A 23577-nucleotide genomic window follows, 5' to 3' on the forward strand; every position below is an offset into this window, starting at 1 on the left:
GATTTTGTACATGCTTAAACAAGCGAAAATGTACATGTTTATCTTGACATTTACAATGATATATACAAGTGATGTGAGAAAATAAATACATAATGTTGAATGATAAACTATGTGTTTATTAATATTTTTCACCTGCCTAAGTATGTATAAGTGGTTAATCGAATATCCGATATTTTAATTATATATGAAATGGAAATCGACAGAATGAATATTTCTATATTATTGTTTTTAACATAGAAAAAGTGTCGAAATTACATATATTGAACTTGTAGAAAAAATTAAGCTTTCCCCGTAACTTTCCACAACAAAAAATCGTTTAACAAAAGAAAGGATTTTCAATCATGAATGGGGGAGAACTATGAAGATATTAATTCTAGGTGGTACACGATTTTTAGGAAGAGCTTTCGTAGAAGAGGCTTTACAGAGAGGGCATGAAGTTACATTATTTAACCGCGGAACAAATAAAGAAAATTCTCCTGAAGTGGAGCAGCTTATCGGGGACAGAAATGGTGATGTATCCAGTTTAGAAAATCGAAAATGGGATGTTGTCGTGGATACATGTGGGTTTTCTCCACATCACATTAGAAATGTTGGAGAAGTACTTAAAGATAATATTGAACACTATATATTCATCTCAAGCCTTTCCGTATATAAAGATTGGATTCCGCATGACATAAAAGAAGACTATATATTACAACCTGAACCGACGGCTGAGCAAATAAAGACTGTAGAAAATGGTGAAATATCTCCTTATGAGCATTATGGTGCACTGAAAGTATTATGCGAAAAAGAAGCAGAGAAGTATTGGCCGGGGCGTGTTTTACACGTAAGAGCAGGACTTCTTTCAGGAATGTTTGATTATACAGATCGACTTCCATACTGGGTTCAGCGTGTAGCAAAGGGCGGAAAAGTGTTAGTACCAGGAAGAAAAAATCGTCCAGTGCAATTAGTTGACATAAAAGATGTCGCGAGATTTGGACTCGATATGGCAGAACATAATAAAGCAGGAACATTTAATATAACAGGTCCGAATGATGAATTGACGATGGAAGAGCTACTAAATACGTGTAAAAAGGTTACGAATAGCGATGCTGAATTCATTTGGGTAGACGAATCGTTTATGAGTGAACATAATGTGCAGCCTTGGACAGAAATGCCTTTATGGATTCCAGAAACTTTTCCATTAGAAGGGGAAACGAAGCCGTGGAAAGGTGGGTTTTCTATTAGTATTGCAAGTGCTGTTAAAGAAGGACTTACTTTTAGAAGTTTAGAACATACAGTTACAGATGTGTATAAGTGGATGAAGAGTATGGAGAATTGGGAATTAAAAGCAGGGATTTCAAGGGAAAGAGAAAAGATGTTATTGGATAAGTGGTATGGAATAAAGAGAGTTTAAATAAGAATCTTGTGAAAAAAGGACTCTGTTTATTGGTTAAACAGAGTCCTAATATGAATCTACCACTCAATCGGTTCTTCCCCGTACATCTCCCATAGCTTAGGAAACATCTTTTTTAAACCTTCCTCATCGTCTTCATCCCAATCTAACTCGATATCAACTTCCTCAAACTCTTCATTTGTTAAGACATGGTATAGTGTAAAGTAAGTATCATCTTCATCCCCAGTCTTCTCCATGTAAACTTCTTGCCCGAAATATAGAGTAAGTTCTTCAATCTCTGGGACGTCATACTCACTCAAGTTTTCTAATACAGGAATTAATCGTTCTGGATTTTCAATACAAGCTTCGTATGTCTCTTTTCCTTGATATAATAACCATCCGCGGAAGTAATCGAAAGTATCATCTGAACAGCCACCCATAATAATGTAGGCTGCTGCCCATAAACGGGTGGTATAGGAATCTTTCAAAATACGATGCATATGCGTATCAAAAGCTACAATTTCATGTACTGTACGTTTAGCAAGGTGGGAAGTAAGCCATTCTATTTGTTCTTCTTGGTCCTCACCTTTCGTTTTTGTCCGATGAAGTAGTTCCCAAAATTCTTCTTCGGTTATCGTCTTTTCTTTTATGTAATCTTCCCCTTGAATAGGGTCTATATATCCTTTTTTACGTTTGGAAGCAACTAGTTTATTAGCTTCTTTCATACATTCTTCTTCTGTTTCAAACTCTTTCGCTTTCACACTGCCAGCTGTGCCAATTTTTCCGTAAAACACAACATAGTCTTTTTCTTTCACAACGATTTTCCAAAACTTATTTGATTTCTCAGTTTGCTGGATTAATAACGTTTCCATCCGTACCCCCATAATGTTTTCTAGTGTGCAATATGATTGTAACATATGTATATACACTTGTAATGATGAAAAATAATAGTTTAGAAAATTCGAAAATCATTGAATGAAGTGAATAAATTTAGTAACCTTATTTGTACAGTAATTACATAATTGTTTTGTAATAATTCGATATTTATATGAGGGGGCATTACGGATGGATCTTACGTTTAAAGTTGAGGAAACATGTTTTAATTACCGCGTTGGAGCAATTTGTAAACAGGATAATAAAATACTTATTCTTCAAAACAAAGGGGAAGATTATTGGTATGTACCAGGCGGAAGAGTGAAAATGCTAGAAAATAGTGAAGCTGCGTTAAAACGAGAACTTGCAGAAGAACTAGCTGTTCCTATGAAAGAGAAGAGATTAATATGGACAGTAGAAAATTTCTTTACACTTTCTGAGCAAAAGTTTCATGAGATTAGTTTTTATTATGAAGTAGAGCTACATGAATTACCTGCAAATGGAGCGGATGAATATATTTTGGAAGAAGAGGATAGAACATATTTGTTTAAGTGGGTGCCGGTAGAAGAGTTACATGCATATAACTTACAGCCTGCATTTATAAAAGAGAAAGTAAAGGATATAGCAGTTCATACAGAACATATCGTTTTACAAAATTAAATGTATTCGGAGGGGAAAAGGGTGAAGGGGACTAAAAAAGAAATACATATAGATGATAAAGTAATTCGTTACACACATATCGAAAAAGGTTCTAGTAGGATTTGCTTTATGTTCTCAGGTTCAGGATACAATTACGATAAACCGTTATTTTATTATGCAACGATGTTAATGCTTGAACATAAAATAGATGTTATACATATTCATTATTCCTTTGATGGACAATTAATGAATAAACCAATGGAAGAAGTAACGAAAGTAATGGTGGATGATATTCATCCTATAATGAAAGAAGTATTAAAAGATGAGCAATACAACGAGACTTTGTTTTTAGGGAAATCACTCGGAACAATTCCGATTGCAAATGATTTAATGAGGAGAGACGATTTTTTACAGTCAAAAATGATAGTACTTACACCTTTACTAACTTTTGAATCTATTTTTGATTCTATTTTACATAGTAGTCACGAAGGGCTTTTAGTTATTGGGGATAAAGATCACCATTATAATGCAAATCAAATTGATCAGTTATATAAAACGAATTTAACGATCGACGTTGTCAAAAATGCAAATCATTCTGTAAATGTTGGGGAATATGAAACAGAGAATTCAATTGAAGCGATAGCAAATATAATAGAAAAGCTTAAAGAAGTTGTTAGGAAAAAATAACTTATCAATACATGCAAAAAGAGGTGCGAATTGCACCTCTTTTACTTTTAATAAGCCTTCAACACATGAAGCAAATAATCTTTTCGGTTCAGCGGATTATAATCAACACGTTTTCGAGTAGGGAAGGGAGCCATAAGCTTTGTGAAACCAGCTGGCTTCGTTGTAAATATGCCTTCTCCTTCTGTAAATGAATGTAGTATTCGTTTGAAACTCTCTGTTTTCGCAACAGGTAATGATCCTGTTAACTGATAAGAATTGTAATGGAATATAGGCTCTGCAAAAGTTGCTGGAACGGCAGCGAGTTTATACATTGCAGTACTAATTGCGTGCTCCGGTACAGTTAATTCAAACTCATTTACTGGTTCATATACATATGTTTCAGCTTGCTTTAAAGCATCCATTAATACGATCGGTGTCAAATTTCTAAAGTCACTTGCTGTTGTAACAGGACTAGCATAACCAGTATGTGTTAACGTGACGATAATATCTGTAACTTCCCATCCATATAATCCTTGTTTTAACGTTTGAAATACCGTATCTTCAATCGCTTTATGGAATGCTAAAGGTAGTGATCCGAGTTCAACCCCTAAGTGATATGTTACGCCAGAGTTAAGTTCACCACGTTCAACTTTGAATCCGACTGTTGCGTAAAATGGATTCTCTTTTTCACCCATTACTTCAACAGAATTGCCTAAGCCAATTGGTTTCTCGATACATACAACTCGCGTATTTGAAAAAGTAACTTGCAAATTATATTTCTCATAAAGTGTTGTTTCAATTACTTCTTTTTGTACCTCACCGAAAAGGCGAATGTATAGTTCATTATGAACATCATCTTTCCACACTTTAATAAGTGGATCTTCTTCACATAGCTCCATAAGTGCAGCGTATAAATCATGAATTCTTTCTTTTGATACTGCATCAATGGAAGCTTCCATTTGTGGTTCGGCAAAGTGAATATCTTTTATATAATCCGTACGTTCACCAATAATATCACCAATTTTTATATCATTCAGTCCCCACACTTTGCAAAATTCTCCGCTAGGAACGATAGTAGATTGAACAGCATTTCCGCTATGAAACATACACATTTTTTTAATCTTTTCTTTATGTGGTAGAGACTCATCGCGCTGTATATCAACATATTTTCTAACATGTAAGCTACCTGAAAAAACTCTTATATAAGCAACCTTTTCTCCAGAAGGTTCACGTTCAATTTTAAAAACAACACCGGATAATGGTTCCTCTTGTGCCGATGTAAGAGCCGGCATTAGGGCCGGAAGTTTGTCAAGTAGTTCTGTTACTCCTATACCTGTCATTGCTGAACCGAAAAAGATTGGATACACACTTGCTTGCTGTATTTGCTGTTCTAGTTTTTCTCTTAATAGTGCGTCCGGTATTATTTCGTTATTTACATATGACTCAAGTAATGATTCATTAAATGGTGCTAACAGTTCCATACAATCGTCATATGATTTATATTCAATGATCCGGGCTTCTTTCGCTCCTTCGTTTAGAACAGAGTAGAAGGGGAATGCTTCATTTGAAAGAACCTCTTTTATTTGTTTCATAACTTTTTCAGTGTTTGCTCCACTACGATCAATTTTATTAACGAATAAAATTGTCGGTATGTTTAGTTTCTGTAATGTTCGCATTAAAATTTTTGTTTGTGCTTGCACACCTTCAACGGCAGAGATAACTAAAATCGCACCGTCTAGAACGCGGAATGATCGCTCCACTTCAGCGATAAAATCAGCGTGTCCAGGTGTATCAATGACATTTATTTTTACATCATCAATAAAGAAAGAAACGACAGATGCTTTAATCGTAATTCCGCGTTGTCTTTCTAATTCCATTGAGTCAGTTTGTGTATTACCACTATCTACTCGGCCAATTTCTTTAATCACATTCGTTTCATAAAGAATACGCTCAGTCAAACTCGTCTTGCCAGCGTCTACGTGCGCGACAATCCCTATATTTATTGTTGTCATATATCAATATCCTCATTTCATTTTCCATTTTCATTTCCTCATTTCTATTTGTGTATTGCCGCATTATCAATCACTCTCCAGTTCTTTAAATTAGTATTATTATAGTGCAATTAACATTATTTGTAACGCTACAAAGCGCCTTAATTTGGAAAAAATAAAATGAAAACAAAATGCTTGCATTCTAAATCGATATAGATTATATTAATTGACATATCAACTATTGATACATCAAATGTTTTTATTTTGATTGTAAAGGAGGGGTAATTTGACAAGTTCATGCTCAAAAGAAGCGATTATTTTATATAAATTACACTTTCTAAATAAAGAAGTAAGTTCGAAATTTGAAGGGTGTACGGGTATGAGCCAGTCTCGATTAGAGCTTATACTTCAGTTATATGAAGTAGGTGAAATTAGTCAAAAAGCACTTCAGCAAGAAGTGAATATTGATAATGCTGCGATAACGAGGCATTTAAAGCAGCTTGAGGCCAATGAGATGATTGTAAGACGTAAAAATCCAGATGATAACAGAATTACGTTAGTTTCTCTTACTGAAGAGGGACGAAATAAAATTCAAGCGTTTCAAGAGGAAAAAGAACGTTTTGCAGCATCTGCATTTAAAGGATTAAGTGAAGAAGAACGCGACAATCTTTTAAATATGTTAAACCACATTCAAGAAAATATAAAAGAATTATAAAAAAGGGAGAATACAACTATGACTAACTCAGTAAAAACAAATGATTTTAACGAAATTTTAACAGGACGTCGTTCAATTCGTAAGTACGACCCTTCAGTGAAAATTAGCAAAGAAGAAATGACAGAAATTCTTACAGAAGCAACACTTGCACCATCTTCAGTAAACATGCAACCATGGAGATTCCTTGTGATTGAAAGTGACGAAGCAAAAGCAACACTTGCACCACTTGCGAAATTCAATCAATCTCAAGTAGAAACATCTTCAGCAATGATCGCTGTATTCGGTGACTTAAACAACTTTGATAACGCAGAAGAAATTTATGGTACAGCAGTAGAGCGCGGACTTATGCCAGCTGAAGTAAAAGAGGATCAAATGAAAAAACTTTCAGCTTATTTCTCAATGGTTACACCAGAAGTAATGAAAGACACAGTACTAATTGACGGTGGTCTTGTAGCAATGCAATTTATGTTAGCAGCTCGTGCTCACGGCTATGACACTTGTCCAATTGGTGGTTTTGAGAAAGATCAAATCGCAGAAGCTTTCGGACTAGATAAAGACCGTCACGTACCAGTTATGTTAATTTCAATCGGAAAAGCTGCTGACAGTGGTTACCAATCAGTACGTCTTCCAATTGAAAAAGTTGCAGAGTGGAAGTAATTTTAAAGAAATAAGTGGAATATGAAAGGGGAAACACCATGATTATTATTCACACAATATTTCAAGTAGATCCAGCAAAACAACAAGCATTTTTAGAAGAAATTCAGCCACTCATTCACGGTTCAAGAGAAGAAAGTGGAAATGTATCTTATGACTTATATAAAGATACAGAAAAAGAAAGTGTTTATACGATGGTAGAAGTATGGAAAGATGAAGCAGCAGTTGCGAGCCATAATACGAGTGAACACTTCACATCTTTCGTTAGTAAAGCAGCACAATTTTTAACTGCTCCGCTTAATATAAAAGCTTATAATGGAGAGTTAGTAAAATAAGAAGGTAGAAAAAGATGACTTTAGCGTGTGGCTGAGGTCATCTTTTTTATTTCAATTTAAGGTTGAAATGGTTATATTAGTTAATTCTGTTACAATTTTTTAATCAACATTATTATTCTTCTTCTTCATGTATGTAATCGCCTTTAAATAAGTGAAGTGAATTAAGTGTAAATTAATTTGTTTTACTTATACTTAATTTTGTGTTAATGTATATTTAATTTTTTAATGTATTTATCCTTGTTTTATTAAAATAGAAAGAAAAAGAAATGTATTAGAGTTAAAAGTTACACGGTCAGCATGTAAATAATAACTTATAATTTATTTTTAAATTTTTTAAGGGTGTGAACTATAATGAAATCGGTATTAAAAAGCATACTTATTTCCTTTGTTTTTTCAGCAGTAGGTATGTGTTGGTTGCTGTTCTTATTATTTCAAGGGGACGGTGATTGGTTATTATCTTGGATAGGCGTATTAATGTCATATTTATCTTTATATACTTTAATAGATTTATACTGTAAAAATACATACGATAAAAAATTAAATAAATGGCTTATAAAAACAGCGGTGACTAGCTTTAGTTTTGCAGTATTAGGAATCTCATTTTGCATCATACATGAGCTATTAACACCATGGAGTCTTAGTTTAATGGTGTGGTATTGGTTGCTAATGTTAGTATTATTTTTAACGACTATAATATCATTAATCAGTTTAGTATTTGTTAATCGTAAAAATCACAATTTCACCGTTGGATATAGAATGCTCATACTTCTAAATGTATTTCTTACATTAGGACCAGTATTATGGCCGTTATTACTTTCTATTATTGGAAATGGTATGAATGCTAGTGCAGGCTGGTAAAAAGGAATTTAGATTAGTTGTGTAAAGAATAGGATGAAAAGCTGATATAGAATTTTAAATGTTTATGAGAACATGTTTACATAAAAAGTGAATACATGTTCTCTTTTTATTTGCATGCATAACTCTACCTCAGTTTACCCTATTTAAATTTAAACGTAAGTATTTTGTAAGGAATGAATAAGAAAAAAGAGAGATTTATCGTATAGGATGAAAGTATAGCTTGAATCAATACGATATTAATAGAGGAGAGAAAGCCTTATGAAAACACGTAATCAAATTAAGTTGGCAAGTTTAGCAGTTTTATTAGCGGGTACTACTCTATCTACACCTGGTTTTACTGTGAAAGCAGAGTCTACTCAAAATATTTCTAATTCGTCACAAGAACCTAATCAAAAGAATCGGAATGGATGGAAACAAGTAATGCAGGAAACAATACAAATTGGGGCACCAGGGGTATTAGCTAAGACGTCTAATAAAGGGAAAGTTAATAGTTATACTGCTGGCGTGGCGGATTTAATTACAAAGAAACCGGTGAAATCGGATTTTCGCTTTCGGATTGGTAGTGTGACGAAAACTTTTACCGCCACGACTGTTCTTCAATTAGTAGGAGAAAATCGCGTACAACTTGACGATCCAATTGAAAAGTGGCTGCCGGGTCTCGTGCAAGGAAATGGGTATGATGGAAATCAAATTACGATACGACAACTTTTGAATCATACGAGTGGTATCGCTGAATATTTAAAGTCAAAAGACGCTGACGTAATGAATTCGAAAAAAACGTATACAGCAGAAGAAATAGTGAAAATAGGCCTTTCTCTGCCTCCAGATTTCTCGCCGGGCAAAGACTGGTTGTATTCAAACACAGGATATGTAATATTGGGAATGCTTATTGAAAAAATAACTGGTAATAATTATGCGGAAGAAATTGAAAAGCGAATTATTGAACCTCTGGACTTGCCAAATACGTTTTTACCAGGAAATTCACCCGTCATCCCAGGAAAGAATCATGCTCGTGGATATGTGAAAATGGAAGAAACAGGCGAGTTGAAAGACATTACGTATTATAATCCGAGTTTAGCTAATGCAGCTGGAGATATGATTTCTAATGCGGATGATTTAAACAAATTCTTTTCATCTTTACTCGGTGGTAAGTTACTGAAGGAACGCGAGCTAAAAGAAATGCTTACTACAGTTCCTGTAGAAGGAAAAGGGGTTGGGGATGGATATGGTCTTGGAATCTATGAGACTAAACTTCCAAATGGTGTCTCAGTATGGGGGCACGGAGGATCAATTCCTGGGTTTATGACTTTTGCTGGTGGAGTAATTGGAGGCAAGCATACATTTGCTGTCAATGTTAATTCTTTAGGTCCGGTTGATATTCTTACACAGTTTGATAAAATGATGCAAGTTGAATTTAATAAATAGATGAAGAAAAAGCGAATAGGTTTCTGCAATAGCTGTAAATAAAAGAGATGCTTTTTAAATTTCACAAATAAGGACAGTATTAACATTCATAATATGGTATTAAGTATATGTAGAACATAAATATGATACAAGTGTATTTCAAAGTGCAATTCAATCTTATAGTTTAGTTTAAAAAAGATGTCAGTTGCATGACATCCTTTTTGTTGTGGGACAAAGAGGTGTTGTTTGTTTTGAAAATTGTTATTTTTGAGAGTATTCCGTATAATGAGAAGTATAGGGGCTATACAGGGGAGTTATGAATGGATAATACTTTAGTTTGTTAATTATTTTGTTTTAATAAAAAAGTAAATTGATTTGGAGTGAAATACATTGGGACAAAATCAGTTTAGATGGAGTAACAAGCAATTACGAGAACATGTTGAAATAATAGACGGTACAAGAAGTCCACACAAATTATTAAAGAATGCAACATACTTAAATTCCTATATACGTGAATGGATGCAAGCAAATATTTGGATTTATGATGACCGTATTATATATGTAGGAGAAAAGTTGCCAGAGCAACTATATAAATGTGAAGTCATTGATTGTGATGGAAAGTATGTCGTTCCCAGTTACATAGAACCGCATGCACATCCATATCAGTTGTATAACCCAGAGACGCTAGCAAATCATGCGATGCAATTTGGGACAACGACTTTTATTAATGATAATTTAACTCTATTTTTCACATTAAAACGTGAAGAATCATTTCGTTTATTAGAGGAATTTAAAAAGATTCCAGCCACTATGTATTGGTGGTGCCGTTTTGATGGACAGACTGAATTGCAAAACGGGGAATCTTTGTTTAATAGTAAAGAAATAATAGAATGGCTGAAACAAGAAGCTGTTCTTCAAGGTGGGGAGTTAACAGCATGGCCAAAATTATTACATGGTGATGATGAAATGTTAACTTGGGTGCAGGAAACGAAGCGATTGCAGAAGAAAGTAGAAGGCCATTTTCCGGGTGCATCTGAAACGACTTTAGCGAAGTTAAAACTGTTAGGTACAGATTGTGATCATGAAGCGATGACAGGGCAGGAAGCTTTCACTCGTCTTATGCAAGGTTACACCGTTTCTCTTAGAAATTCTTCCATTAGACCGGATTTAGAAGTTTTATTAAAAGAATTGTTGGAATTAGGCGTGAAACAGTTTGATAGATTTATACTTACTACAGACGGCTCACATCCTTCGTTTTATGAAAATGGAATGACAAACGTAATGATTTCTACCGCGATAAAACAAGGAGTGCCAGTAATAGATGCATACCATATGGCAAGTTATAATATTGCTCGCTATTATAATATGGAACATGTACATGGTTCGATTGCGACAGGTAGAATTGCTAATATCAATATTTTAGAAAGTAAAGAAAACCCAGTACCAATTAGTGTCCTTGCAAAGGGGAAATGGGTGAAGCGTGACGGTGTAAATACGCATGAAGCATTACATATAGACTGGAGTAAATATAAAGTAACTCCATTATCATTAGATTGGTCAATAGAAAAAGAGGATATGATTTTCTCTAATAAAACGGGGATACACTTATTAAATAACGTTATTACAAAACCATATACTAGTGAAATCAATATAGACTGTGATGAATTATCCACAGATCATGATGAATGCTTCCTCATGATGATTGCTCGTGATGGTACTTGGCGAGTAAATACAGTTGTAAAAGGTTTTGCGAAAGAATTAGGTGGTCTTGCTAGTTCTTATTCCGGCACAGGTGATATGATTCTCATTGGAAAAAGTAAAGAAGATATGCTTACAGCTTTTCGTAGAGTAAAAGAGCTCGGTGGTGGAATGGTCGTAGCAGAAAACAATGAAGTGTTACACGAAATAGCATTACCATTGCTCGGGATTATGTCTAATTTAAAAATGAGTGAATTAATACAGGAAGAGAAACAGATGGTGAAATTACTACAAGAGCGTGGCTACGCGTATGATGATCCAGCATTTACAATTTTATTCTTTTCTGCGACGCACTTGCCTTTTATACGAGTAACACCTATAGGATTATATGATGTGAAAAGTAGTAAGGTACTGGCTTCGCTGGTGAATTTAATAAAGCAATATTAAAAGGAAAGGCCCTATAATAGTCTAAATTATAGGGCCTTTTACATTATTAGTATAAGAATATTGTAAGCCTCAAATGATATAGTATCTAAATCATTTGAGGTGATATGTAAATATGAAAAAAATATTTTACATTTTAAGCATATTTATTCTGTGTGTATCGATACAACACGTTGTACATTCCCAATCAGATGCACCAAGGTTATCTTCGGATTGTCTCGAAGAAAGAAAAGTTCGAGATGAAAAGTATGTGAAGAATATAATACAGGACATTAAATCCACATTTAATTTAAATATTGATGAACATAGTTTTTGGGAAGTAAGTAAAAGAGATCTGGAGGCTGCCCATTTGATGTATGGTGGAAAGGAAAATGATTCTTATTATAATTCGCTAACTAAAATTTATGATAGTGGTGGATTTAGCGAACAGCCCAGCTTATTTGTGAGGGCGCAAGAAGCATTTTTACTTTATAAAGAAAAAGATAATATCAATGTAATGAAACGCCTAAAACTAGACGTTGAAAAAGGGGAATGGCTCGTTATAAAAACGAAAAAGAAGAAAGGGAAAAAAGTGAAATTCAAGCCTTTGCAATGTGAAAAAGATTATATAAAAAAGAGAAATGAATAACAAAATACTTATTCATGCTGTTTTTATTCAACGATATTTTGCTGTTGATTTGAAATAGAAAAAGGTAAACGAACATATTAGCTTTATGGAATATGTTTGTTTACCTTTTTTTGAGAGATTTAAAAATTGGGGATGTTTTTAGTTGGAAATTATGTACTGGCTAATGAACTTATAACATTCAATGAATTTGTTCTTCATAAACATTAGATTTTGTGTCAAATGATTTATACATTGCCGAACCACCTATGTATATTTTATTCTACAGTATTTATAAAAGAATATTGGCCATGCATAAGAAATATGATTGGCACAGTTTTTGCTTGTATTAAATGTAAGGAAGGGAGATTGTATGTAAGGAATCTGTACTCGTAATAGTATAAAACAAGCTACTATTGCATTATTAATCATAGTTGTATTTATAGCGGAACTGTAAATATATACAAATAAGTAGATTTTCGGTTTAAAAATTCTGAATTTTCTTTTAAATCATTAGGGGGCAATGGTATGGTTAAATATTCGAAAATTTCTAAGTGGATTCTTGGTGTTGGACTAGTGACAATAACATGTAATGGTTTGCAAATTCAAGCAGAGACAAAAGAGAAAAATGTGAAGAATGTATTACAAATGGAGCCGGTAGGAATACAGAAATCTGTTGATGAATTGGCGCACCCTTCAAAAGTACAAGAAAATGCATCTTTTACAAAACGGTTAAAATTAGCGGATTTATCGCAGCGTCCACTAGCACCAAACGATAATATTAAACCGTTAGCTGAAGAAAAAAAGTATTCAATGGCTGAGTTAAATCAATTAAATAATAAACAATTAACTGATCTTCTTGTGACAATTAAATGGTATCAAATTCCAGAATTATTTCAGTTTAATAGTGATAGTCTTAAATTCTATCAAGATGATAGTCGAATGCAAGCAATTATTAATAAACTAGCAGAACAAGGACAAGCTTATACGAAAGATGATTCAAAAGGGATTGAAACATTAGTAGAAGCTCTACGTGCAGCATTTTATTTAGGTTTTTACCATGATGAATTAAGCAAACTAAATGAGCGTAGCTACCATGATAAATGTTTACCAGCTTTAAAAACAATTGCAAAAAATCCAAATTTCAAACTTGGTACATCAGAACAAAATAAAGTAATTGCATCATATGGAAAATTAATTGGAAATGCATCAGCAGATGTTGAAACGGTTTTATATGCAGGTGAAATTTTTAAACAATATAATGATAATCTTGCAACTTTCATTGAAGATCGAACAAAAGGAGACGCTATATATGAGTTGATGAAGGGAATTGACTTTGATATTCAGACGGATATGTACACGACTGGAAAAGAGCCAAAAGATACGATGTGGTTTCGAAATATTGATAACTTTATTAATGAAGTAAATCGTTTTGCACTACTTGGTACAGTAACAAATAAAAACGGATGGTTAATTAATAATGGGATTTACTATGCTGGACGATTGGGCAAGCTTCATAGCACGCCGACAAAAGGACAACAAGTTGTTACAGATGCAATGCGAATTTATCCATATTTAGGAGAGCAATACTTTGTTGCGGCAGAACAAATTACTACAAATTATGGAGGAATAGATGCAAACGGAAAAACTGTAAATTTAGATCAAATTCGAGAAGAGGGTAAAAAGAAATATTTACCGAAAACGTATACGTTTGATGATGGAGCAATTGTCTTTAAAGCTGGGGATAAAGTTAGCGAAGAGAAAATTAAACGTCTATACTGGGCGGCAAAAGAAGTGCGTTCTCAATTTTATCGTACAGTTGGTAGCGATAAACCACTTGAAAGTGGACATGCTGATGATGTGTTAACGATGGTTATTTATAATAGCCCAGATGAGTATCAATTTAATCGTCAACTGTACGGATATGAAACGAATAATGGTGGGATTTATATTGAAGGGACAGGGACTTTCTTTACATATGAACGTACACCAGAGCAAAGTATTTATAGTTTGGAAGAATTATTCCGCCATGAATTTACGCACTACTTACAGGGAAGGTACGAAGTTCAGGGATTATGGGGACAAGGAGAAATGTATCAAAATGAACGTTTAACATGGTTTGAAGAAGGAAACGCAGAGTTCTTTGCAGGTGCAACGCGATTAGATAGTGTAGTACCGCGAAAAAGTATAATTGGTGGGTTATCTAATGATCCTGCAAAACGTTATACAGCATCACAAACATTAAATGCGAAATATGGAACGTGGGATTTTTATAATTATTCGTTTGCGCTGCAATCATATATGTATAATAAGCGCCCTGAAATGTTCGATAAAGTGCATGATTTGATTCGCGCAAATGATGTTTCAAGTTACGATGCATACCGTGCTACATTAAGCAAAGATAATAAGTTAAATGAAGAATATCAATCTTATATGCAAATGCTTATTGATAATCGCGATAAGTATACAATTCCACAAGTATCAGATGAGTATTTAACTCAGCATGATCCAAAATCGCTTTCCGACATTACTTCAGATATTACAAATGAAGCGAAATTAAAAGATGTGAAAGTAACAAAGAATAAATCACAATTCTTTAATACATTTACACTACAGGGGACATATACAGGAAGTGCGGCTAAAGGAGAAGTTGAGGACTGGAAAGTGATGAATGAAGCAACAAATGATATGTTGAAACGTCTTTCAGGAAAAGAGTGGACTGGATATAAAACATTGACTGCTTATTTTGTAAATTACCGTGTAAATAATGCTGGGCAATATGAATATGATGTTGTGTTTAGCGGAGTGAATACGGAAGAAGGTACGGCTGTAGAAAAAGAACCAAATAATTCATTTGAAACAGCAAACCCACTATCTTTGAATATTTTGTTAAGAGGAACCTTGAGCGATCAAGATCAGGGGGATAAATTTGTTATTGATGTAAAGGATCAAAAAGATTTACAAATTTCTGTTACGAACGAACAAAATCTTGGACTGAACTGGGTATTATATTCTGAATCAGATCTAAATAATTATGTAGCTTATGCAACAAAATGTGATGGAAACAAATTGCTTGGAAATTATAATGCAAAGCCAGGGAAATATTACTTAAGTGTATATAAGTATGGTGGTGGAACAGGGAATTATACGGTACAAGTAAAATAGTTTACTATAATTTATTTTGAAAGGAAACTTATTGCATTTTTAGCAAAATAAAGTATGTAATGTTAAAAATTAAACTATATCAATATATCCCTGTTCTAATTATAGAACAGGGATATATTGGCTTTATATTTTTAAATTAAATAATCTCATTGGATTTTGACAAGAAAATAATTAATATAGATTTGAATTCTCATTCGTAAAGAATACTTTAATCTTCTTAATGCTCTTTCATTTCTGTCTCAATGCTTGTTTTCAAATCAGTTGATACTTGATTGAAATACCCCAAAACGATCTCCCTAATATCATCGGATATAACTTTCAAATCACTAGCTAAGTTCTCAGCGAGATGTTCTTTTTCTATCGGTTTTAACTTCGTATAAAATTCACCAGCCTGCGTAAAGTCATTCTGTTTTGTTATAGAAGTTCTTTCAAGTTTACCTTCAACGTACCTTCCATCACCGCTTGTAATTTGATTAGCGGGTGTCCAATCTTGCTGTTGGTTAATCGTTAATTTGCGAAATTCGGGACCAATTCTTCTTCTTTGTGAATCACTGTAAATGTTAGCGCGCCCTTGCAGCATTTTATCATCTGATAGTTCTGCACCATCCAGTAAATTAGAAGGGGAGAATGCGACTTTCTCTACTTGTTCCATAAAATTTTCAGGATTTTTATTTAATACCATTTTCCCGACTGGTATGAGAGGATACGCCTGTTCATCCCATACTTTTGTGTCATCTAAAGGATCATAAGATAGGTAAGCTTCATCTTTCGGATCCATGAGCTGGACGTATAAACCATACTCCACTGGTTTACCATTTTCAATAGCATCATATAAATCTTTCCCGCTATAATCAGGATTTTCAGCAGCTAGTTTAATTGCTTCTTTATTAGTAATGTACTGTACACCTTCAAATGGGTACCAATGATACTTTACATACTTTCGATTACCTTCCGCATTTCTCCATACATATGTATTAACACTATGTCCTGGAATGTGGCGAAGACTTTTGGCCGTACCATTATTAGAGTATAAACGGACAACAAAATGAATAGATTCAGGTGCTTTAGCGACAAAATTCCAAAATCTATTAGGGTCTATTAAGTTATTTTTAGGTGAAGGCAATAATGCTTGAATCGTTTCAGGAAAACGCATTGGGTCACGAACAGAAAAAACAGGAATGTGATTACATAAAAGGTCAAAAATTCCTTCTTTTGTATAAAATTTTGTAGAAAAACCGCGTACATTTCTAGCAGTATCCGGTGTTCCTTTTGTACTAACAGCTAACGAAAATCGCACCATAACAGGAACTTTCTCATTAGAATTTTGTAAAAAACTTAATTTAGTATGTTCAGACATCGAATATATCGTTTGAAAATAACCGAACGCACCAAATCCTTTTACATGAACAGGTCTTTCTAAAATTTTTTCATGAATAAATTCTTGTAATGACTCATGCAGTACACTATCTTGCTCTAGTACGGGTCCACGTGAACCAACTGTTTGAGAGTGAAGTTTAGCTTGTTCATTACGTTCGTCATTTTCATTAAAGTCTTTCCCTAGTATAGATTGCCCCTGTTTATCATAGTTTTCATCCATCGATATAGCCTCCAAATCTTTTTTGTCCATTGTTACTAAATATGATTCTATAGCCTTAATTATGTATGACACGCACAGTTCAAAGCAGTAACATACCGCTAGATGAAAAAAACACATATGTAGTGGACCTGTTGAAATAGAAGAAATTATGGAAAAATGAATATCGGGAAGAGAAAGCACACGTTTTACTAAAAAGGTGGAAGAAAACCACTATTAAAATTTCAATCTTAAAACTTAATTTATAAACGATTATATAGAGAATGAACGTTAAAAAAGGGAAAATAACTAGGAGGAATTTAATATGTCGGATTGGTTTCAATTAGATAAAGAATATATGATGTCTACATATTGTCGTACAGAGGTTGCAATGGAAAAAGGAGAAGGGTGTAAACTGTATGATGTAGATGGTAAAGAGTATTTAGATTTATTTTCTGGCGTAGGAGTAAATGTATTAGGATACAATCATCCTAAAATTGTACAAATGACAATGGAGCAAGTTGCGAAATCATTGCATTTACCGTTTCATTTTTTAAACCCAGTTGCAATTGAGTATGCAAAGAAATTAGTAGATTGTACTTTAAAAAGCGGAAAAGTCTTTTTTACAAACTCTGGTACGGAAGCGACAGAAACGACATTAAAATTAATTGATAAATATAGATTTATTGCGAATGAAGAGCGTGATGGAGTAGTTGTGTTAAAAGATAGTTTTCACGGGAGGACGTTAGGGGCACTGCATTTTACGAGACAAGAAAAGGTATATCAAAATTTCCCTAAAACATCTATTCCTGTATATGAAGTAGAGCGCGAGAATATAGACCAATTAGAAGAAACCATTATTAAAGAAAATCCAATTGCAATTATGCTAGAGCCTGTTTTAGGTAGCGGGGGGATTTATCCTTTATCAAATGAATATTTACGTGGTGTTCAAAATTTATGTGAAAAATATAATGTACTTCTTGTCGTTGATGAAGTTCAAAGTGGTATGGGTCGAACGGGAAAATTATTTGCTTATCAAAATTTTAATATCACACCGGACATTATTCAAATTGGTAAAGGAGCAGGAGGCGGGATACCGCTAGGAGGAATTATTGTAGGTGAAAGGTTATGTGATGTATTTTCACCAGGAGATCACGGGACAACATTTGCTCATTCATCAATGGGAACAGCTTTAGGTTTAACTGTATTAAATACATTACTTGATGATGGGTTAATGCAAGAAGCTTATGAAACGTCACTATATTTGAATGACAAACTGCAAGATATTCAGAAAGAAAATGCTTATTATATTCAGGAAGTACGTCATGCGGGGATGATGTTTGGGATAAGTGTGAATGACACGAAAGAAAATGTGAAGAAATTACAGATTGAGTTAATGAATAAAGGGATGTTAGTCGATGTAACACAAGGGAATATTATTCGATTACTTCCGCCGTATATTATTACGAAAGAGGAAATTGACGCATTCACTTATGAGTTTATTTCCTGTATTCATAACATAGCTGCTACAGCAAGTATTTAAAAAAATATAAAAAATATAAAAAGCTGAAGAAGGCGCTATTTTAGCGGCTTCTTCAGCTTTTTAAAATAGTAAATTACTTAACCTAGAGAGCATCTCATTGGACAAATAATTAATTATGTGAAACAATAATAACAGATAAGGAGACGTTAATTTTCCTTAAGTGCTTCGAATTAATTTTATTCAATAAGAGAAGGTGTGCTTAAAGAAGTTAAATTAAAAAGGAGCTGTTTTATTATATGCAACAAAATAATGATTTAAATTTTGAACCTCAAGACGTTAATATTGTCAATCCTAAACAAGCCAGGAAAGCAGTAATTGCTACTGGTATAGGAAACGCAATGGAGTGGTTTGACTTCGGATTATACGCGTATTTAGCGGTTATCTTAAGTCAATTATTCTTCTCAGGTGTTGATAATAGTGGATTGCAACTTGTACTTACATTCGGTACATTTGCAGCAGCCTTTCTCGTTCGACCAATCGGAGGTGTATTCTTTGGTAGAATAGGAGATAAGTACGGCCGAAAAATCGTGTTAAGTACTACTATTATTTTAATGGCACTTTCTACATTATTCATCGCATTACTACCAACCTATGAACAAATTGGTGTATGGGCACCAATACTACTTTTAGTTGCCCGAATGATTCAAGGCTTCTCTACAGGCGGCGAATATTCAGGAGCAATGGTTTATATCGCAGAATCTTCTCCAGATAAAAAGCGTGGTATACTCGGTAGTGGTCTTGAAATTGGAACACTCTCAGGTTACATTGCTGCATCGGTAATTGTTACCATTTTGACGTTATTGTTAACAGATGAGCAAATGCTCAGCTGGGGATGGCGTATTCCGTTCTTAGTAGCCGCACCAATTGGTTTGGTCGGTTTATACTTACGCCGTCATCTAGATGAATCTCCAATCTTTGAAGAGATGGAAAAAGCACAAGAGGAATCTGAAGACAATGAACAATTTTCATTTATGGATATTATTAAATATCACAAAAAAGACTTCTTATTAAGCACAGTAATTGTCGCCTTCTTTAATATTACGAATTATATGATTCTTTCGTATATTCCTTCTTATCTAACTCAAGTACTTAAAGTCAAAGAAACAACGGGCTTATTAATTATTTCTATTACGATGGCACTTATGATTCCACTAGCACTATATTTTGGTAAATTAAGTGATAAAATTGGTAATAAACGCGTCGTGCAAATTGGTTTACTTGGTTTAACTGTATTTGCAATTCCAGCATTTTTACTAATAGGTAACGGACATATTGCAGCTATATTTGCAGGTATTTTCGTACTAGGTTTCTTCTTAAGTGTATATGAAGGAACATTACCTTCATTATTACCATCACTCTTTTTCACTGATGTACGTTATCGAGCACTTTCGATTTCATTTAATATTTCTGTATCGATATTCGGTGGAACAACACCGCTCGTATGTTCATACTTAGTTCATGCAACTGGTAACCCGCTTGCGCCAGCATTTTATTTGACGGGTGTAAGTATTATTGGATTAGTTGTATTTAGTGTATTATTTGTTACGACTTCAGGGCGTGCGCTAAAAGGTTCATATCCTACAGTAGAAACGAAAAAAGAAGCACACCTAATCGCTAAAGAAGACCCTGAAGAAACACTTTGGTGGCATGAAGAGTCATTAGAAATTGAAGCAGGGAAGAATGCTTCAATTTAAAAAGCAACGTAGAAGTATAAAAAGACTCCTATGAATATAGGAGTCTTTTTGTTACGTTATTTCTTTCGTTTCTTCAAACTTTTCTGATAGGCATAAAGCTTATGAATCTCTTCCTTAAATTCATGCAGAAGTACAATGCTTTTACCATTTGAATAACGCACCGTATTATAAGCATCTATAATAATATCACTTTGAATATTTACATCTTCTTCATCATTTATTCTTTCTAGCCAAGCTTCAACAGTTTCTCCCCGTTTTCTATTTAAAGGAGGGGTTAACTTACTCTCTAACTTGAAAATTTCCTTCCGAATTTCGTTATGCGGCGGTTTATTTCGTTTAAAACGATTTTGGTTCGTTCCTTCTTTATTAGTAATGATAGTAGATTCGAAGGCAGGCATATTTGGTAAACTGAATTGTTTTCGTCTTTTTACTATTTTCCAAACAACGTAAATAGCAATGGTTGTACATACTATTATGGTAATGCTATTTATGAGTGTGGGGTCAAAAGCACGCTGTCCAAACACATCCTTAATTTGAGGATCCTTTAAATTCCCTTTATTCGACCAAAAATCATCAGTTTCTTTTAATTCAGCTGCTGAAAATAACGGATTGATAGCGTATCCGAATCCTAATGCAACTGTTTCTATGATATAGGAAAAAATAAGTCGAATGAAAGGAAACACTTGAACAAGTACTATACTCATTACACCAATCGTAATGATAGAAATGAAACGTAATAACTGTTGATTCCGATTTGCCCCAGTTAACCAAAATGTAATCATAATGTGTATAACTAATAGTAACAGCTCCCACAAAGGTGGAAAGGGCGCAAAAAATATGGCTGAAATACTAAACCAAACAATACCGCCTAACGATTTTTGAACTGGATATCCTGGTCCGACTACATGTACGATAAAGAAGAAAAGCGGTAACATAATTGTGCCAAATAGAGAGAATGGGAGAAGGAAAGAACAACCGATTATTTGAGTAATGAACAGTATGACAAATCCTGTTGTTTTTTTCTTCATAAATTTATGAAGAAGAAATACGCCTACATAGCCTGTTGCTAAAAATATGGAAATAGCAACAAGGTCATCCCTTTCTGTTAATAATGAAAGGAGGAGAAGCAAAATAAAGTCATTAACGTGATAGAGCCAAGTTTTCAACCGATTCCACCATCCCTTCGCTATTAATGAGGAACGTTGGCTGCGAGAGAAGAGGGAGTTCATTTTTCTGTAAACCAATGTATATCATTGTAGACGAACGTTCTCTCTTTCTCATTACATAATGAAGGAATCCTTGTTTCGGCAGTAACGTACTATCATCTGAAACACGTGCTAATTCTTCTAAAGCTTTTGCATATTGTGTTTGCCCTTCATGTAACGATAAATGTAATGCACCACCTTCTGCTAATACACTAATAAATAATTCAAACGGTATGTGATGCTTCGTTGCATATTGGCAAATGTATGTTGCGAATGAAATTAAATCTTCAACATTATCTTTCCAACCAAATCCACGATCGGCAGCTAAAGAAAGACAAATCGTCCAACTATAATTTTTTACAGGTTCAAATTGCTTCGCTTGTAATTCCTGCATTTTAGCAGATGCCTTCCAATGAATAGAGCGGAAAGACTCACGCTCATATCGCTTTACACCGATAATAGATGTTTCATCATTGTAAAAAGAAAAATTAGTTCGATAAGAACCAGTTAGAAGTTGCTGAAGTTCTTGCAAACCTGCTACTTCTTTAGGAGAAGGATACACAATAATTTCAGTTTTTAACTTATCGAAAACAGGTAAGTGTACATTTAATAAATGAAAAGGATCTTTTAAAACGCATTCGAACTGTTCAATTTGAAACACACCACGTTTCGTTGCGGTTAATGTTAAATCCCATTTTTGCGCCGAATGTGCAGGTTGTGAAAATGGAAAAGAGAATAACGTTTTTGACATTCGTTCAATTCCTTGATCTTTATGCTGTATAAGAGACGAATCTAAATGAAAATAACAAACACCATTAACGAGAGGGATATGTGCACCGTTTTTCAAATGAATAAAAAACTTTCCAGATTCATCAGGGAAAAGCCGAGTGGTTTGTCTCTCGTTTATAACTTCAAATTTTTTCTCTATGTAAGCGACATATTTATAAATGAAAATCGCAAATAAATAATAGGAGAAAAAGAGAAACATTATAATTCGTTGCGGCATAAAAAACGTAAATAGTATAGCGCCTGGCACAGTTAGTTGAATAATATGGAGTTGAAAAAATAAAGGTACAGTTACAACACGCTGTCCATTCATACTTGCTCAATCTCCACAGGTACGTCAACTTCTTTTAAAATACTTTGCATTATATCATTTTTAGTCGTGCGCAGGGCACCTTCCATTGATAAGACAATACGGTGATTCCAAACAGAAGGAGTTAAAAATTGTATATCTTCAGGGGTGCAATATTCTCTCCCGCGTAAGAAGGCTAATGCTTGAACTGCGCGCACTAAAGAAAGTGTGGCACGTGGGCTTACACCGTTAGCGATATAATCATGATTTCTTGTAGCATGAGCAAGATTAATAATGTAATGTTCTAACGGTTCCGAAACAAATATTTCTTTTACTCGTTTTTGAGCTTCTAAAATATCTTCTAATGAGATGACAGATGTGACACTTTCTAATGGTAAATCGTTACGAAAACGTCGCATCATTTGTAACTCATCTTCAGGAGTTGGATAACCGATTGAAATCGTCATTAAAAAGCGATCAAGCTGTGCATCTGGAAGAGGGAAAGTCCCTTGTGATTCAATTGGGTTTTGTGTTGCAATAACAAAGAACGGTTTTGGGAGAGGAGTAGACTGTTTTTCAAGCGTCACTTGTCGCTCTTCCATCGCTTCTAACAAACTAGATTGTGTTCTCGGCATTGCACGGTTAATTTCATCTGCTAGCAAAATGTTTGTCATAACGGGTCCAATTCTTAACTCAAATTCACTTGTTTTTGGGTTAAAGTATTCAATACCTGTTACATCACTTGGAAGTACATCAGGGGTAAATTGAACACGAGAAAAACTACCGCCAATACTTTTTGAAATGGTTTTCGCCAGTAACGTTTTCCCAGTACCAGGCACGTCTTCGAGTAGTACATGTCCATCAGCAAGCAGTGAAACAAGCAGTAGATCAATAACATTTTCTTTACCAACAAACACAGATCCTATGTTTTCTTTCAATTTATTTATCATATGTACCATTCCTTTCAGTATAAAAGAGCTAATATTTCTATATTTTAACAAATTATTCAGAAAATTAGTATGATTTTTTAATTCAAAGAAATAGATATTTAATTATTAAATTAAGC

The 23577-nt window shown here is 34.0% G+C and carries 19 protein-coding genes; 13 read left to right on the forward strand and 6 right to left on the reverse strand.

The genetic code is table 11. The features are described 5' to 3' along the window. Nucleotides 1-358: 358 nt before the first annotated feature. Nucleotides 359-1396 carry an SDR family oxidoreductase gene (locus tag CQ064_RS23060; RefSeq protein WP_000697729.1) on the forward strand — a complete coding sequence of 346 codons (1038 nt, stop codon included), beginning with the start codon at nt 359-361 and terminating at the stop codon, nt 1394-1396. A 59-nt stretch (nt 1397-1455) separates the two neighbouring features. On the opposite strand, the gene CQ064_RS23065 is transcribed toward CQ064_RS23060, so the two are convergent. Beyond that, nucleotides 1456-2247, reverse strand: a complete 792-nt coding sequence (locus CQ064_RS23065) for a DUF4240 domain-containing protein (protein WP_000449113.1) — start codon at nt 2245-2247, stop codon at nt 1456-1458. Nucleotides 2248-2440: 193 nt separating this feature from the next. On the opposite strand from CQ064_RS23065, the gene CQ064_RS23070 reads away from it, so the two are divergent. Beyond that, nucleotides 2441-2908: an NUDIX hydrolase gene (locus CQ064_RS23070; protein WP_000366246.1), complete on the forward strand. Its 468-nt coding sequence runs from the start codon at nt 2441-2443 to the stop codon at nt 2906-2908. Further along, nucleotides 2909-3574, forward strand: coding sequence for a hypothetical protein (locus tag CQ064_RS23075; RefSeq protein WP_003270870.1), 666 nt, complete (start codon nt 2909-2911; stop codon nt 3572-3574). 47 nt (nt 3575-3621) lie between these two features. On the opposite strand, the gene CQ064_RS23080 is transcribed toward CQ064_RS23075, so the two are convergent. Then, nucleotides 3622-5565 carry an elongation factor G gene (locus CQ064_RS23080; protein ID WP_000207806.1) on the reverse strand — a complete coding sequence of 648 codons (1944 nt, stop codon included), beginning with the start codon at nt 5563-5565 and terminating at the stop codon, nt 3622-3624. A gap of 265 nt (nt 5566-5830) precedes the next feature. On the opposite strand from CQ064_RS23080, the gene CQ064_RS23090 reads away from it, so the two are divergent. From CQ064_RS23090 to colA, 8 genes are all read left to right on the forward strand, one after another. Further along, nucleotides 5831-6259, forward strand: coding sequence for a MarR family winged helix-turn-helix transcriptional regulator (locus CQ064_RS23090; protein WP_000204172.1), 429 nt, complete (start codon nt 5831-5833; stop codon nt 6257-6259). Nucleotides 6260-6277: 18 nt separating this feature from the next. Further along, nucleotides 6278-6916 carry a nitroreductase family protein gene (locus CQ064_RS23095; RefSeq protein WP_000185375.1) on the forward strand — a complete coding sequence of 213 codons (639 nt, stop codon included), beginning with the start codon at nt 6278-6280 and terminating at the stop codon, nt 6914-6916. Nucleotides 6917-6954: 38 nt separating this feature from the next. Next, on the forward strand, nt 6955-7248 hold the full coding sequence (locus CQ064_RS23100; protein ID WP_000583843.1) for a putative quinol monooxygenase: 294 nt from the start codon (nt 6955-6957) through the stop codon (nt 7246-7248). Between the two features lie 351 nt (nt 7249-7599). Next, complete coding sequence (locus CQ064_RS23105) at nt 7600-8106, forward strand: DUF3902 family protein (protein WP_000843829.1); 507 nt, start codon at nt 7600-7602, stop codon at nt 8104-8106. 258 nt (nt 8107-8364) lie between these two features. Next, nucleotides 8365-9531, forward strand: coding sequence for a serine hydrolase domain-containing protein (locus CQ064_RS23110; RefSeq protein ID WP_000857659.1), 1167 nt, complete (start codon nt 8365-8367; stop codon nt 9529-9531). A gap of 369 nt (nt 9532-9900) precedes the next feature. After that, nucleotides 9901-11655 carry an adenine deaminase C-terminal domain-containing protein gene (locus CQ064_RS23115; protein WP_000531414.1) on the forward strand — a complete coding sequence of 585 codons (1755 nt, stop codon included), beginning with the start codon at nt 9901-9903 and terminating at the stop codon, nt 11653-11655. Nucleotides 11656-11767: 112 nt separating this feature from the next. Further along, entirely contained in the window at nt 11768-12280 is a 513-nt protein-coding gene (locus CQ064_RS23120) for a hypothetical protein (protein WP_000719366.1), read from the forward strand. Nucleotides 12281-12784: 504 nt separating this feature from the next. Continuing rightward, a complete protein-coding gene (colA, locus tag CQ064_RS23125) occupies nt 12785-15421 on the forward strand; it encodes a collagenase ColA (protein WP_000241871.1) in 2637 nt (878 codons plus the stop codon). Between the two features lie 217 nt (nt 15422-15638). Here the strand turns inward: colA and CQ064_RS23130 are convergent, their stop codons facing one another. Then, nucleotides 15639-17018: a catalase gene (locus CQ064_RS23130; protein WP_000344192.1), complete on the reverse strand. Its 1380-nt coding sequence runs from the start codon at nt 17016-17018 to the stop codon at nt 15639-15641. 301 nt (nt 17019-17319) lie between these two features. Between CQ064_RS23130 and CQ064_RS23135 the strand changes: the two genes are divergently transcribed. Together CQ064_RS23135 and CQ064_RS23140 are read left to right on the forward strand one after the other, a co-directional pair. Further along, complete coding sequence (locus CQ064_RS23135; protein WP_001286459.1) at nt 17320-18537, forward strand: aspartate aminotransferase family protein; 1218 nt, start codon at nt 17320-17322, stop codon at nt 18535-18537. Between the two features lie 236 nt (nt 18538-18773). Continuing rightward, on the forward strand, nt 18774-20231 hold the full coding sequence (locus tag CQ064_RS23140) for an MFS transporter (protein ID WP_001186932.1): 1458 nt from the start codon (nt 18774-18776) through the stop codon (nt 20229-20231). Between the two features lie 56 nt (nt 20232-20287). On the opposite strand, the gene CQ064_RS23145 is transcribed toward CQ064_RS23140, so the two are convergent. From CQ064_RS23145 to CQ064_RS23155, 3 genes are read right to left on the reverse strand one after another with little or no spacing between them, the layout of a single operon-like run. Continuing rightward, nucleotides 20288-21397, reverse strand: coding sequence for a DUF4018 domain-containing protein (locus CQ064_RS23145; RefSeq protein ID WP_000860513.1), 1110 nt, complete (start codon nt 21395-21397; stop codon nt 20288-20290). Further along, the gene (locus tag CQ064_RS23150) at nt 21372-22535 is read right to left on the reverse strand and encodes a DUF58 domain-containing protein (protein ID WP_001014382.1); all 1164 of its coding nucleotides are present in this window, start codon (nt 22533-22535) and stop codon (nt 21372-21374) included. Before CQ064_RS23150 ends, CQ064_RS23145 begins: the two co-directional genes overlap by 26 nt. Next, nucleotides 22532-23461 carry an AAA family ATPase gene (locus tag CQ064_RS23155; protein ID WP_000608786.1) on the reverse strand — a complete coding sequence of 310 codons (930 nt, stop codon included), beginning with the start codon at nt 23459-23461 and terminating at the stop codon, nt 22532-22534. Before CQ064_RS23155 ends, CQ064_RS23150 begins: the two co-directional genes overlap by 4 nt. Between the last annotated feature and the right edge of the window lie 116 nt (nt 23462-23577).

It is taken from the genome of Bacillus sp. MYb78 (assembly GCF_002975115.1).
GTDB classification, from domain to species: domain Bacteria; phylum Bacillota; class Bacilli; order Bacillales; family Bacillaceae_G; genus Bacillus_A; species Bacillus_A cereus.